This is a genomic window from Reyranella sp., assembly GCF_036558665.1.
Classification (GTDB): domain Bacteria; phylum Pseudomonadota; class Alphaproteobacteria; order Reyranellales; family Reyranellaceae; genus Reyranella.
Window position 1 is genome coordinate 1 of sequence record NZ_DATBFE010000067.1, and the last position, 13,014, is coordinate 13,014.

The 13,014-nt window shown below is 65.6% G+C and carries 14 protein-coding genes; 9 read left to right on the forward strand and 5 right to left on the reverse strand.

What is annotated here, in order from left to right; genetic code table 11:
* The first annotated feature begins 218 nt into the window (after positions 1 to 218).
* On the forward strand, positions 219 to 1,883 hold the full coding sequence (locus tag VH499_RS10175) for an NAD(P)/FAD-dependent oxidoreductase (RefSeq protein ID WP_332052609.1): 1,665 nt from the start codon (positions 219 to 221) through the stop codon (positions 1,881 to 1,883).
* Here VH499_RS10175 and VH499_RS10180 read toward each other — a convergent pair.
* On the reverse strand, positions 1,875 to 3,116 hold the full coding sequence (locus VH499_RS10180) for an MFS transporter (RefSeq protein WP_332052610.1): 1,242 nt from the start codon (positions 3,114 to 3,116) through the stop codon (positions 1,875 to 1,877). The genes VH499_RS10175 and VH499_RS10180 overlap by 9 nt on opposite strands.
* Positions 3,117 to 3,199: 83 nt before the next feature.
* On the opposite strand from VH499_RS10180, the gene VH499_RS10185 reads away from it, so the two are divergent.
* Positions 3,200 to 4,228, forward strand: a complete 1,029-nt coding sequence (locus VH499_RS10185) for a lysine-2,3-aminomutase-like protein (RefSeq protein WP_332052611.1) — start codon at positions 3,200 to 3,202, stop codon at positions 4,226 to 4,228.
* Here VH499_RS10185 and VH499_RS10190 read toward each other — a convergent pair.
* On the reverse strand, positions 4,216 to 4,668 hold the full coding sequence (locus VH499_RS10190) for a copper chaperone PCu(A)C (protein WP_332052612.1): 453 nt from the start codon (positions 4,666 to 4,668) through the stop codon (positions 4,216 to 4,218). The genes VH499_RS10185 and VH499_RS10190 overlap by 13 nt on opposite strands.
* A 204-nt stretch (positions 4,669 to 4,872) precedes the next feature.
* Positions 4,873 to 5,796, reverse strand: coding sequence for a transcriptional regulator GcvA (gene gcvA, locus VH499_RS10195; protein WP_332052613.1), 924 nt, complete (start codon positions 5,794 to 5,796; stop codon positions 4,873 to 4,875).
* Positions 5,797 to 5,937: 141 nt separating this feature from the next.
* Between gcvA and VH499_RS10200 the strand changes: the two genes are divergently transcribed.
* Together VH499_RS10200 and ada are read left to right on the forward strand one after the other, a co-directional pair.
* Positions 5,938 to 6,177, forward strand: a complete 240-nt coding sequence (locus VH499_RS10200; protein ID WP_332052614.1) for a DUF1127 domain-containing protein — start codon at positions 5,938 to 5,940, stop codon at positions 6,175 to 6,177.
* A 71-nt stretch (positions 6,178 to 6,248) separates the two neighbouring features.
* A complete protein-coding gene (gene ada, locus VH499_RS10205; RefSeq protein WP_332052615.1) occupies positions 6,249 to 7,388 on the forward strand; it encodes a bifunctional DNA-binding transcriptional regulator/O6-methylguanine-DNA methyltransferase Ada in 1,140 nt (379 codons plus the stop codon).
* 10 nt (positions 7,389 to 7,398) lie between these two features.
* Here the strand turns inward: ada and VH499_RS10210 are convergent, their stop codons facing one another.
* Complete coding sequence (locus VH499_RS10210) at positions 7,399 to 7,782, reverse strand: copper-binding protein (protein ID WP_332052616.1); 384 nt, start codon at positions 7,780 to 7,782, stop codon at positions 7,399 to 7,401.
* Between the two features lie 93 nt (positions 7,783 to 7,875).
* Positions 7,876 to 8,427, reverse strand: a complete 552-nt coding sequence (locus tag VH499_RS10215; protein ID WP_332052617.1) for a Smr/MutS family protein — start codon at positions 8,425 to 8,427, stop codon at positions 7,876 to 7,878.
* Here VH499_RS10215 and VH499_RS10220 point away from each other — a divergent pair.
* The 5 genes from VH499_RS10220 (at position 8,426) to rpsT (ending at position 12,526) form a co-directional block, all read left to right on the forward strand.
* The gene (locus tag VH499_RS10220; RefSeq protein ID WP_332052618.1) at positions 8,426 to 9,841 is read left to right on the forward strand and encodes a tetratricopeptide repeat protein; all 1,416 of its coding nucleotides are present in this window, start codon (positions 8,426 to 8,428) and stop codon (positions 9,839 to 9,841) included. The two genes, VH499_RS10215 and VH499_RS10220, sit on opposite strands and share 2 nt — an antisense overlap.
* A 24-nt stretch (positions 9,842 to 9,865) precedes the next feature.
* Entirely contained in the window at positions 9,866 to 10,531 is a 666-nt protein-coding gene (locus VH499_RS10225) for a YggS family pyridoxal phosphate-dependent enzyme (protein WP_332052619.1), read from the forward strand.
* Positions 10,532 to 10,537: 6 nt separating this feature from the next.
* Complete coding sequence (gene mutM / locus VH499_RS10230; protein ID WP_332052620.1) at positions 10,538 to 11,377, forward strand: bifunctional DNA-formamidopyrimidine glycosylase/DNA-(apurinic or apyrimidinic site) lyase; 840 nt, start codon at positions 10,538 to 10,540, stop codon at positions 11,375 to 11,377.
* A gap of 32 nt (positions 11,378 to 11,409) precedes the next feature.
* On the forward strand, positions 11,410 to 12,189 hold the full coding sequence (locus tag VH499_RS10235) for an enoyl-CoA hydratase (protein WP_332052621.1): 780 nt from the start codon (positions 11,410 to 11,412) through the stop codon (positions 12,187 to 12,189).
* 73 nt (positions 12,190 to 12,262) lie between these two features.
* A complete protein-coding gene (rpsT, locus tag VH499_RS10240) occupies positions 12,263 to 12,526 on the forward strand; it encodes a 30S ribosomal protein S20 (RefSeq protein WP_332052622.1) in 264 nt (87 codons plus the stop codon).
* The last annotated feature ends 488 nt before the right edge of the window (positions 12,527 to 13,014 follow it).

A 13,014-nucleotide genomic window follows, 5' to 3' on the forward strand; every position in this document is an offset into this window, starting at 1 on the left:
AGGCGTCCTGGCAACAGGCGGAGAGACAGATTGGTCCACGAATCCTTATCCGGCAGCCGCGACAGCGCTTGTCATGAAAAAACAATAGGACTGAAACGTCCCTACCGCCATCAGGGGCGCTGCCTTGCTGCCTCCTGCGGAATGCAGGGCTTGTCAAGCCGGCGACGACGCGAGACCGTTCAATGACCAGCAACCCTTGATCGCACAGCAAAATCGCCATGCCCGACGCTTCGAACGGTCCCCTGCCCCGCCAACAGGATGTCGCCCCCCTTGATGTCGCCATCGTCGGCGGCGGGCTCGCCGGCCTCTATGCCATCCATCGCCTTCGCGGCCTCGGCCTCCGGGTGCGCGCCTACGAGGCTGGTTCCGGAGTCGGTGGAACGTGGTTCTGGAACCGCTACCCCGGCGCACGCTGCGACGTCGAGAGCTTGGAATACTCCTACAGCTTCTCCAACGAGCTGCAGCAGGACTGGAAGTGGCCAGAGCGCTACGGCACCCAACCCGAGATCCTGAAATACATCAACCACGTCGCCGACCGCTTCGACCTGCGCCGTGACATCCAGCTCGACACGCGCATCGTCGCCGCCCACTTCGAGAGCAAGGCCAACCTGTGGACACTGCGCACCGCGTCGGGCGAGGAGATTCGCGCTCCGTACTGCGTCATGGCCGCCGGCAATCTCTCGACCCCGCGCGTCCCCGACTTCAAGGGGCTCGAGAGCTTCAAAGGCAAGTGGTATCACTCCGGCCTCTGGCCGCATGAGGGCGTGGATTTCACCGGACTGCGCGTTGGCGTGATCGGCACCGGCTCGTCCGGCGTGCAGATGATCCCGATCATCGCCCGCCAGGCGCGCCATCTGCACGTCTTCCAGCGCACGGCGAATTTCAGCCTGCCGGCCCGCAATGGGCCGATGGAACCCGAGCGCGAGCGTTGCCACAAGGCGGAGTATCCGGCGCGGCGTGCGGCCGCGGCGGAAACGCCGTTCGCCATCGGCGGGTACCCCAAGCCGACGAAGTCGGCGCTCACCGTCTCCGCAAAGGAGCGAAGCGAGGCCTACGAGGCCAAATGGCAGGAAGGCGGCAGCATCAGCTACCTCTATGCCTACACCGACCTGCTGGTGAACAAGGAGTCGAACGACACGGCGTCCGAGTTCGTGCGCAACAAGATCCGCGGCATCGTCAGGGACCCCAGAACCGCGGAGCTGCTGGCGCCGAAGGATCATCCGATCGGCACCAAGCGACTGTGCCTCGATACCGATTACTACGAGACCTACAATCTTCCGAACGTGAGCCTGATCGACGTGCGCAGCGATCCGATCCGGGAGATCACCGGGAACGGTCTGCGAACCGGGAAGCGGCAATTCGAGCTCGATGCCATCGTGTTCGCCACAGGCTTCGACGCCATGACCGGCGCGTTGCGCGAGATCGACGTCCGCACCAGCGACGGTGCCGTGTTGCGCGATCACTGGGCGGGCGGACCGCTCACCTATCTCGGCCTGATGGTGGCCGGCTTCCCCAACATGTTCGTCGTCACCGGACCCGGCAGCCCGGGCGTGAAGACGCAGATGATCGCGTCGATCGAGCAGCATGTAGACTGGATCGCCGACGCGCTCGCCCATCTGCGCCGAAAGGACCTCGACCGCATCGAACCGACAGCAAAGGCCGAAATGGACTGGGTCCACCACGTTAACGCCGTGGCCGATAGCACGCTCTATCCTCTGGCCAACTCCTGGTACATGGGCGCCAACATTCCCGGCAAGCCGCGGGTCTTCATGCCCTATGTCGGCGGCTTCGATCGTTACAAGAAGCGCTGCGACGAGGTGGCGGCGAAAGATTACGAAGGCTTCGTACTGTCGCGCCACGGAGCCGTGGCGGCTTCAGCCTGAAAGCGCGCGCGAGTCCGGATGTGACGGGATCATGTGTCGCGCACTGAGCGCGGCCAGCACGGAAGCCAGCGCGGCGGCAAGCAAGGCCGTCGACGGAGAGTCACCCACAAGCATGCCACCCAGCGCCGATCCGAGCGGCAGACCCGACATGTTGAGGCCCATGGACACGGCCATGACGCGTCCAAGCTGGCCCGGATCGGCACGCCGCTGGCGTAGCGACAAGACGGCGATATCGACGGGACCGGCGAACAAGCCGACAAGGACGAGGCCGAGAGCAGAACCCGTCATGCCAGGCAGGAAAGCGATGGCGCCGATAGCGACCGCCGTGGCGAACATGCCGCCAACCAGAAACCGCCGCTCCCGGCCGTCGGTTCGCGCGTATCCGGCACAGAGCGCACCCGCGCCGCCGGCCACGCCGGCCGCAGCCCAAAGAACGCCCACTGCGGTGTCGGCCGCCGGCCCGCTGCCCAGACGATGGATCACCATGACCGGAACGACGACCGCCAGGATTCCCCAGCTTGCCTGATACAGTGAATAGGAAAGCGCAAGCCCGCGCAGCGAGCGATGACGCATCACGTAGCCGAGACCGGCAACGGCCTGCTGGAGCAACGGCTTCGCCAAGGTGAAACCTTCGGCCGTCGCGTGCCGCCTCAATGAAGCGACGCCAAGGCTGGCCGCCAGCGGCAGCAGGCCGATGACCAGCATCGTGGCATGCGGCCCGACGAGGCCCATGAGGAGTCCCGCGAGCGCCGGTCCCATGACATCGATCAAGGCATGGCTTGCCGTATCGAGCGCATTGGCACGGTCGAGTTCGGCAAGCGGCACCAATCGCGGAAGCAGGACCCGGATGCCCGCCGAACTGAGCGGGCTGGTCAACGACTGGAGCGCCACCAGCACGAGCAGCGCCGGCACCGCGACGAGACCGATCCAGCCGCCCACTGCCAGCGCCAGCAACAGTACGCCGCCGACGGCCATATCGAGGGCGATGGCCCGGGCAGCGCCGATTCGGTCCAGGATGGCGCCGGCCAGGGGGCTGATGGCGAGGCCCGGCGCGAAGGCCGCGAAGAACAGCCATCCGGCAAGCTCGGGAGAATGAAAGCGGCTCAATGCATAAAGCACGATGGCCAAGGCAAACATGCGCGCTGCCAGCCGCGAAAGGCAGGCCGCCCAGAAGAGCTGCGGTACATGCGGCAGGCCGAGGAGTGTGCGGTACGCGCGCCATGCCGCAATCATGCCGCAACCTATCATGACCTCGACGAGGGCCTCGGCGAAAAGGACTCGTCAAACATGGGGCGACCGCCTATCTCACGGCCGCGATGCCGACCCTGCGCACCCTCGAGGCCCTGGAACGTGAAGGACTGGTCGAAGCCGATCCACGGCTCGCCAAAGCTGCCCGCTCCATGCCCATCGCCATCACGCCCGAACTGGCAGCGTTGATCGACCGGACCGACCTCGCGCACGATCCGATCGCGCGCCAGTTCGTGCCGGACATCCGCGAAACCGACATCGGGGCCGAGGAATTGGCCGATCCGATCGGCGACGAAGCCCGTTCGCCGGTGAAGGGAATCGTGCATCGCTATCCGGATCGCGTGCTGCTGAAGCCGATGCACGTTTGCCCCGTCTATTGTCGCTTCTGTTTTCGCCGCGAAAAGGTCGGACCGGGTGGCGAGGCGCTCGACGCCGCCGAGCTTGCGGCCGCGCTCGCCTATATCCGCGCTCATGCGGAGATCTGGGAAGTCATCCTGACCGGCGGCGATCCGTTGATGCTGGCGCCACGGCGGCTCGGCGAATTGATCAAGGCGCTCGATACCATTCCGCACGTCGCCGTGATCCGCGTGCACAGTCGGGTTCCGGTCGCCGATCCCGAGCGGGTCACGAACGATCTCGTGACGGCGCTGAAGCCCAGGCATGCGAGCCTATGGATCGGCGTGCACTGCAATCACGCGCGCGAATTGGCGCCGCCGGCGCGATTGGCGCTGGCGCGTCTGGCGGATGCCGGCTTTCCGCTGTTGAGCCAGACCGTGCTGCTTGCAGGCATCAACGACGATGTCGCAACGCTTTGCGAACTGATGCGCGCCCTGGTGAGCGCCCGGGTGAAACCTTACTACCTTCATCACCCCGATCTGGTGCGGGGGACCGGCCATTTCCGCATTTCGATCAAGCGCGGCCAGGCACTGATGAAGGCGTTGCGCGGCCGCCTGTCCGGGCTCGCCCAGCCGACCTATGTGCTCGACGTGCCGGGCGGGCACGGCAAGGTTCCGGTCGGTCCTGCCTATCTCGGCGACGATCCCGGGGCGCTCCTGGTCGAGGACGCGTTCGGCAGGCGCCATCGCTACCCGGACTGAGCTTCCTTTCCCTCCACCTCGGACAGAGCGTCCTGGTCGGGCCTGTAAAGGCCCAGCGCGTCCTTGTTGATATAGCCTTCCACCTTGACGACCAGCTCGACCTCGCGTGTGCCACTTCGGGCGAACTTCAACGTGACCGGCACCTTCTCTCCCGGCACCAGCGGCCTGGCGAGGCCCTGGAAGAACAGGTGATAGCCGCGCGGCTTCAGTTCGATCGCCATATCGACCGGGAGGTGTACGCCCTCCTCCAGACGACGCATACGCAGCACGGCGCCCGCGACCTTGATGCCCCAAATCTCGGTCCTGGCCGCCAGGGGGCTGGACGCCGCAATCAGGCGATCCGCCTCGGGACCACGATTCGTCAGAGTGACGAAACCGGCGGCTTCGGCGGAATCGGCCGCCTGCATGCGCGCCCAGGGCCGGCGGATGTCGATGCTCATGATGTCATCCCAAGATTAGCTCTCGTGTGCAGGCCGACGGGACGTCGTGCAGAGCGTGGCCCACCGAAGGGGGTCGTCGCATGACTGAATGGCACATGAGCGACCCTTACTATTGGACCACCCGAATGACCACAACATCACGCCGTCCTCGGGCTGGCGATCCAGCGCGCTAGGTCCGTGCCGAAACCAGCTCCGAGGCGACCGTCAACGGCGCCCGGTCGCAGCAAGTGCTGCTCGGGCAGACCGCGAAGGCGGCGCGCTGAGCTCCTCCACAAGCCAATCCTCGAAGGCCCGCGTCTTCGGCCGGCTGGCCGAAGACGGCGGACAGACGAACCACCACGCCTTTCCCGAATCGACGATCTGTGGAAAAGGCTGGAACAGGCGGCCTTCCGCCAGCTCTTCGCGGAAGAGCTGGGGCGGACCGACCGCGACACCCGCTCCCTCCATCGCCGCTTCGACGGCGATCATGGTCGAGTCGAACGTGAGCACGCGCTTGGGCTTGAAATCGCCCATGCCCACGGCCCGAAGCCAGATCGCCCATTCCGGGTCGTAGGTCATGTCGATGAAGGGCACACGCTTCAGATCGTCCAACGTCTTCAGCTTGTCCTTGTAGCGTTTGCCGCAAAGCGGCGTGAGCACGTCGCTGAAAAGCCGGGTGGCATGCAGATCCGGCTCGGGCTGCACCGCGAACCGGATCGCACAGTCGAAGTCCTCGCGGGCGAAATCGACGCGGCGCAAGGCCGTGGTCATGCGCACTTCGATCTCGGGGTGCTTGGCCTGGAAGCGATGCAGCCGTGGCGCCAGCCAGCCGAGCGCAAAGGTCGTCACCAGGCTGACATTGAGGGTGCCGGAATTGGCCTTGCGGCCGACCCGCTCGAGGGCATTGGTCATGCGGTCGAAGGCATCGCGCAGATCGGGCAGGAGTGCCTGGCCTTCGCCGGTGATCTCGAGACCGCGCGGCCGGCGCACGAACAGGGCCACTCCCAGCCGTTCCTCGAGCGCCTTCACCTGGTGGCTGACCGCCGCCTGGGTGACATGAAGCTCTTCCGCGGCGTGCGTGAAGCTCGCGTGACGTGCCGCGGCCTCGAAGGCGCGCAATGCGTTCAAGGGAAGCTGAGATCGGCTCATCGCAATCCAAGGTTCATAGTTTTTCTATGCCTCCCCCAAGCAATGATCCTTTGCGAATATGCACAGCATACAGCAAATTGGGCACATAAACGAGGTGTAACGAAGCCGTAGTGGCTTTCTCGCCTCAAACGGAGCTAAGTCATGTCGACCCTGTCCAGCGTGCGGGCAATGGCCCGTACGGAAACCGCTTCCCTCTCGCCCGGCCGCATCGCGGCGTTGGTGGCCGGGACGATCGTGGTCGGCGTCGAAGCTCTGATGAACCGTGCCGAACTCTACCGTTCGCGACGCCAGTTGGCCGAGCTGGACGACCGCCTGTTGCGTGACATCGGCGTCGATCGGGCGCGGGCTCGCTTCGAAGCCACCAAAGGCTTCTGGTCCTAGGCTCTCCGGATCGGGGAATTGCCGGCGGGTGCCGGATAGAGCAGGTTGGTCCTGGCGCCTATATGGGCGTCATGACCCAGCACTTCTCCGTCCTCCCGCCTCCTGCCGTGGCACCCGCCAGTTTCTCCCTCCCCGGCACTTTCCCTGATCCGGACTCCTGCTGGCATGCCCTCCGCCAGCGCGACCGCACCTACAACGGCCGGTTCTGGTTCTCGGTCAAGACGACCGGAGTCTATTGCCTTCCGTCCTGTGCGGCGCGCCCGCCGCTGCGCAAGAATGTGGCCTTCCATGCCTCGCCGCAGGCTGCCGAGGCTGCAGGATTTCGCCCCTGCAAGCGCTGCAGGCCGCGCGACTGGCGAGGAGAGGTCGGGCTCAGTGCTCCGGTTGCCAAGGCATGCGCGCTGTTCGACGCAGGAAACGGCGATGCCCCGCCGTCGCTCGCGGAGGTCGCGCGCAAGGCCGGCCTGTCGTCAAGCGCCCTCAGCAAGCGCTTCCTCGCCGAGCTCGGCGTCAGCCCGCGCGACTGGCTGGTGGCGAGAAAGCGCGAGCGCTTCCGCAAGGCCCTGCGCGACGGCGAGAAGGTGAGCGAAGCCCTCTATGGGGCCGGGTTCGGCTCACCGAGCCGTGTTTACGAGTCGAGCAACAAAGCGCTGGGCATGACGCCGGCCACCTACGCCAAGGGCGGGGCGGGCGCGCATATCGACTTCACCACGGTCGATTCCGACTATGGCCGGGTCCTCGTGGCGGCCACCCGGAAAGGCATTGCTGCGGTGTTCCTCGGCGACGACGATCGCACTCTGGAGCGCGATCTCAGGCACGACTTTCCGGCGGCCGATCTCACACGGAACGACGAAGCCCTCGGCGGGCGGGTGAAAGGGGTGCTGGCGCGCCTCTACGGCCGCAGACCCTCCGCCCTGGATGCCCCCGACGTGCCGCTCGACATCGTCGGCACGGCCTTCCAGTGGAAGGTCTGGAAAGCGCTGACCGAGATTCCTCCCGGCGAGACCCGCACCTACGGCGAGATCGCTGCGCGCATTGGCGAGCCTGCCGCTGCACGCGCTGTCGGCCGCGCCTGTGCCACCAACCGGGCGGCTGTCGTCATCCCATGCCATCGTGCCGTCGGTTCGGGCGGCCGGCTGAACGGCTATCGCTGGGGACTGGCACGCAAGGAACGGCTGCTGGCCGAGGAGCGCCGGCGCGGCAGCAACTGAACAGCAGCGATCAATTGCTGTTCTCGATGCGGGTGATGACATAGCGACCGGTCCGGCGCCGCAGATCGAACCGGATCTTGTCGCCGGGCGTCAGCCCGGCGAGCGTCGCCGGGTCCTCGACGGGGAAGATCCTGGTCATTCTTTCCAGGTAGAATCGCGGGATCGGAGCGTGCGCGACCGTGATCTCGCCGTCCTTCGAGTCGACCGCGACGACGCGGCCGGCAGCCAGCGGAAACACGTCGGCCGGCGGCAGGCTGCTGACGTCGCCGTGCAAGGTGACGGCATGGGTCGCGACGGCATGCGTCGCCCTGTGATTGAGCACCGCGGCGCCAACGCCGCTACAAAGCACTGCTGATGCCAGCATCAAGCACCACGTCAGGGTCATACAACGCATAGGCATATCTCCGGGCCGCTTGGGACATTGAGGTGACGAGGTGGCAGTGCAAGGCGTGGCGTGGCTCACCTTCCCGCAAGAATGCGTGAGCAGTCACCCTGCAGATGCGCCCTGTCGGCGGCCTCGGCGCAGCAACACATAGAATGCGCCGCCGCCGCCGTGGCGCGGATGGGCGGGCTTCATGCCGCGTATGCGGACGAGATTCTCGGGACGCCGCAGCCAGCCCGGAAATTCCGCCCGAATGCGGCCGCCGACAATTCGGTCGCCGACCTGACGCAAGCCTTTGCCGGTCACGATCAACACGAGCCGCAGATCGAGCGCGGCGGCTTCCTCGAGGAAGCGCGTCACAGCCCTCTCCGCCGCCGCCAAGGTCATGCCATGCAGATCAAGGCTGGCCTCGGGCGAGCGACGGCCGCGCGACAGGGCGCGGTCGGTGTCCCGGTCGAAGGAGAAATCCTCGTCAGGAACGGAAGTGGATCCTCCAACCCTCTTCTTCTTCTTGTCGGGCACGGAAGAGCCTTCCGGCCGTTCGTCCGATGGCCGCTGCGCCCTTGGCCTGGCAACCATGCGCTGGCCGCCCCGCCGCCCCTTCAACGGCGTCGTGCCGGCCATCGCCGTCCGGAACAGGTCGAGGTCCTTGACCATGGCGTTTCGTCTAGCCTTGGCCGTGGGGCGGGTCTACACACAGCGCGCCATGGCCGTTGCGCCCCCTCCCCCGACCGCTAATCCGCCGGCCCAAGGTCGGCCCGATCCCGAGCTGCAGACCGCGGTGCAATATCTTCGCGCGGGGTGGTTCGATCGCGCCGAGCCGATTTTCCGCTCGGCCCATGGCCGCTATGGCGATCGACCGGATATCCTGCACTATCTCGCCGTGTGCCTGTCCCAGCGCGGCGCGCTCACAGACGCCGAAACGTTGTGGCGCAAGGCGCTGGCCAAGGACCCCAACGAGCCTCTGCTGTCGTACAACCTCGGCTTGATGGCGCGCCGGCTGGGCCGACTGGACGAAGCCGCCAAGCGCTTCCGCGATACGATCCGCCGCGCGCCGACCCATGTCGAGGCTCGCCTGGCGCTGGCATCGCTTCATCTGGACCAAGGTCGATTCGCGGCTGCCGAACGCGAGCTGAGCGAATTCGCGCACAATGTCGACCGCGCCATCCAGCAGCCGGGCGGAGAGGTGCTGAAGCCGCTGCAGGCTCGGGCGCGCAACATGCTGGGACACGCCCTCTATCGTCTGGGTCACTATTCGCCTGCCATCGAGGTTCTCGACATGGCGCTGCAGGATGCCGGCGACGATGCGGCGAGGCGCGGCCAGATCATGGGCGACCGCGCATTGGCCCTGGGCGGCTTGAACCACCACGACGAAGCGATCGCCGAAGCCGAAGGCGCGCTCGCCATCGCGCCGCAAAGCGCCAGCCTCCATCACGTGCTGGGCTTCATTCTCTATTTCGCCGGCCGGCCGTCGGACGCCATCGGTCCGATTCAGAAGGCCTTGGAGCTCGACCCGACCTTCACGCCGGCCTTGAAAACGCTGGCGCTGGCGCAAACCGCCGCCGGCCGGACCGAGTCGGCCATCGAGATGCTGCACCGTGCGCTGCGACACGATCCGATGGATCGCGACGCCATTCTCCAGCTCTCGTTCCTACAAATCGAGCGCGGCCGGTTTGCCGAGGCCACCGAGACGCTGGAGCCGTTTCTCAAAGTGGCGCCAAACGATGTCCGCGCGCTGAGCAACCATGGGCTCGCCTTACGCGGCCTGAAGCGCAACGAGGAAGCGCGGCGGACATTGAAACGGGCGTCGCGGCTCGCGCCCGACGATCCGCTGGTGCTGACCAACCTCGGCGCCGTGCTGGTCGATCTCGGCCGGGCCACCGAAGCGCGCGCGCTACACGAGCACGCCCTGCGCGGCCTGCCCGGCGATCCTCGCCTGCTGACCAATTATGGTACCTGCCTCGTCGCACTCGGTGAGCGGGAGCGCGCGCGCGAAACGCTGGATGCGGCCTTGGCCGGCGACCCTGGCAACAAGGATGCGCTGGCGGCCCGCGCAGCGCTCGATGCGTAAGCCATTTCCGGCCAGCAGGGTCCAATGAGCGCGGGGTCGGAGCATCTCGACGAAGTGACGAGAAGGATCGGGCAGGCGGCCCGGGCAGCCGGTCGCGACCCCGCCGACGTGACGCTGGTCGCTGTCTCCAAGACCCACGGAGCCGACCGCGTCCGCGAATTGGTCGCGGCCGGACATCGGATCTTCGGCGAAAACCGCGTCCAGGAAGCCCAGGAAAAATTCCCGACGCTCAAGTCCGAGTTTCCCGACCTGCAACTCCATCTCATCGGCCCGTTGCAGACCAACAAGGCACGCGAGGCGGTGGCGCTGTTCGATGTCGTCCAATCGGTGGACCGCGAAAAGCTCGCGGCCACCTTGGCCAAGGAGATGGCGCGGGCCGGCAAACGGCCCGATTGCTTCATTCAGGTCAACACCGGCGAGGAGCCGCAGAAGGCCGGCGTCCTGCCGGCCGACGTTGACTCCTTCGTCGTGGCCTGTCGAGACACTCACAAGCTGCCGATCGTCGGCCTGATGTGCATCCCCCCGCTTGACGAGGAACCGGCCCTGCATTTTGCACTTCTGGCGAAGATCGCGGCGCGCCATGGACTGCCCAAGCTCAGCATGGGCATGAGCGCGGACTACGAGACTGCGGTGAGGCTGGGTGCCACCCATGTCCGGGTCGGCAGCGCACTTTTTGGGCAGCGCCAGTAATCGAGCATGCCGGAGCTGCCTGAAGTCGAGACGGTTCGCCGCGGGCTGGTCCCGCGGCTGGTGGGTCGGCGCATCCGTCGCTTGCATCAACGCCGGCGCGACCTGCGGATACCGCTGCCATCTCGCCTGGCGGAGCGCGTCGAGGGGCGCACGGTCGTAGGCATCGATCGGCGTGCCAAGTACCTGCTCGTTCGGCTCGACGACGGCCATACCCTTATCATCCATCTTGGCATGTCCGGCCGCATGACTTTGCATGACGCGACAAGCGCAGCCGAGCACCCCCTGGATCGACATGACCATGTCGTGATCGGCCTCGAAGACGGCTGGCAGGTTCGTTTCAACGACGCACGTCGGTTCGGATTGATGTTGCTGGTGCGCAACGAAACGCTGACCCGGCACAAATTGTTCAAAGGCCTGGGGCCGGAGCCGCTCGATCCGACGTTCGATGGAGCGGCCTTGGCCCGGCGGTTGAAGGGCAGACGTACCTCGATCAAGGCCGCCCTGCTCGACCAGAGGACACTGGTCGGGATTGGCAACATCTATGCGTGCGAGGCGCTGTATCTCGCCGGCCTCTCGCCTCGGCGCTCGGCGCACACGGTGCAAGGCGAGCGCGCCGACCGTCTGGTCGCGGCGTTGAAGCAGGTCCTCATCCGCTCGATCGAGGACGGCGGTTCCACTCTGCGCGATCATGTCCAGCCGGGCGGCGAACTCGGCTATTTCCAAACTCGATTCAACGTCTATGACCGCGCCGGCGCAGTGTGCCCCACGCGTGGCTGCGGTCGTGAGATCAAGCGCCTTGTCCAGAGCGGTCGCTCGACGTTCTATTGCGCGCACTGCCAGCGCTAGCTAAGAGCGGCGACCTATTCCGGGAGGAATCCGTGGCTGCCTATGAAAATATCAAAATCGAAACCAGGAATCGGGTCGGCATCATTCGCCTCGATCGGCCCAAGGCTCTGAACGCGCTCTGCGCCGATCTCGTACGAGAACTCGGTGAGGCGCTCGACGGTTTCGAAGCCGACCCCGATGTCGGTTGCATGGTGCTCACCGGCAGCGACAAGGCCTTCGCCGCCGGCGCGGACATCAAGGAGATGAAGGAGAAATCCTATCAGGACGTCTTCCTTCAGGACTTCATCACCGTAGGTTGGGAGAAGGTGAGTCAAGTGCGCAAGCCGATCATCGCCGCGGTCGCAGGCTACGCGCTCGGTGGTGGCTGCGAGATGGCGATGATGTGCGATTTCATCATCGCCGCCGACAATGCAAAGTTCGGTCAGCCTGAAATCACTCTCGGTACCATTCCTGGCGCGGGCGGCACGCAACGCCTGCCGCGCTTCGTCGGCAAATCGAAGGCCATGGACCTCGTGTTGACGGGCCGCATGATGGACGCGGCCGAGGCCGAGCGTTGTGGCCTGGTGAGCAGGATCGTTCCACTCGGTCAGCTGATGGACGAGGCGATCGCGGTCGCCGGGAAGATCGCCGGCATGTCCCTGCCCGCCACGATGGTGGCCAAGGAAGCGGTCAATCGCGCCTTCGAGACCACGTTGTCCGAAGGCGTTCGCTTCGAGCGGCGTACGTTCCATGCGACGTTCGCGTTCGACGACCGCAAGGAGGGCATGAACGCTTTCGCGGACAAACGAAAGGCGGCCTGGAAACACCGTTGATTCAAGGTTTTTGGCGGCTTGACCGGGTGCGACGCGGCTCGTATAAGCGCGCCCTTCGAGGAACGAGGATCAGATGGCGAATCACAAGTCGGCCGAGAAGCGCGCCCGCCAGACGAAGCGTCGCACCACGGCGAACTCTGCGCGTCGCAGCCGCGTGCGCGGCTCGATCAAGAAGGTCGAAGAGGCAATCAAGGCCGGCGACAAGAAAGCGGCGGCCGACGCATTGCGCGCGGCACAGCCGGAGATCCAGCGCGGCGCTACATCGCGAGTCGTCGCCAAGAACGCCGCGGCGCGCCGCATCTCGCGTCTCAATGCGCGCATCAAGGCGATGAGCTGATTGACGACTGCAGCACCCTCAACGAAGGATTAATGCGCCGCTCCAACGAGCGGCGTTTGTTTTTTTGGCCGACGGCGCTGGAAATTTTTTTGACGATTTTCGCGAAGATCGTTTGGTCGCCGATTCGGCGAACGACATACGATTCGCCTTTATCGTTCCGCGCGCGAGTGTCGGCGCTAGATGTTGAGCAACGTCATTCTGCTCGCGCGGCGGAGAATCGAATCGAAAGCATTGTCAATCGAGTCGGACAGGGAAGAGGTTGAATAGCGGGTGACGTTGCCTGAGCGAATCGTTTGATTGCTCTCGACGCGGTTGCTAAGAGTCATCGCATCGCGACGGGGCGTGGGGCGCTCATACGCGAGCCAGGGCGAAGACGGGGGGCTTCCTCTTCGCCGAAACGAAGAACGAGGGAGAGCGGCACAGCGCACCGGCATCGCGACGTCCAACAATGGCAGTGCCCCTTCAACGGCGCTCGATTCGGATTTCTT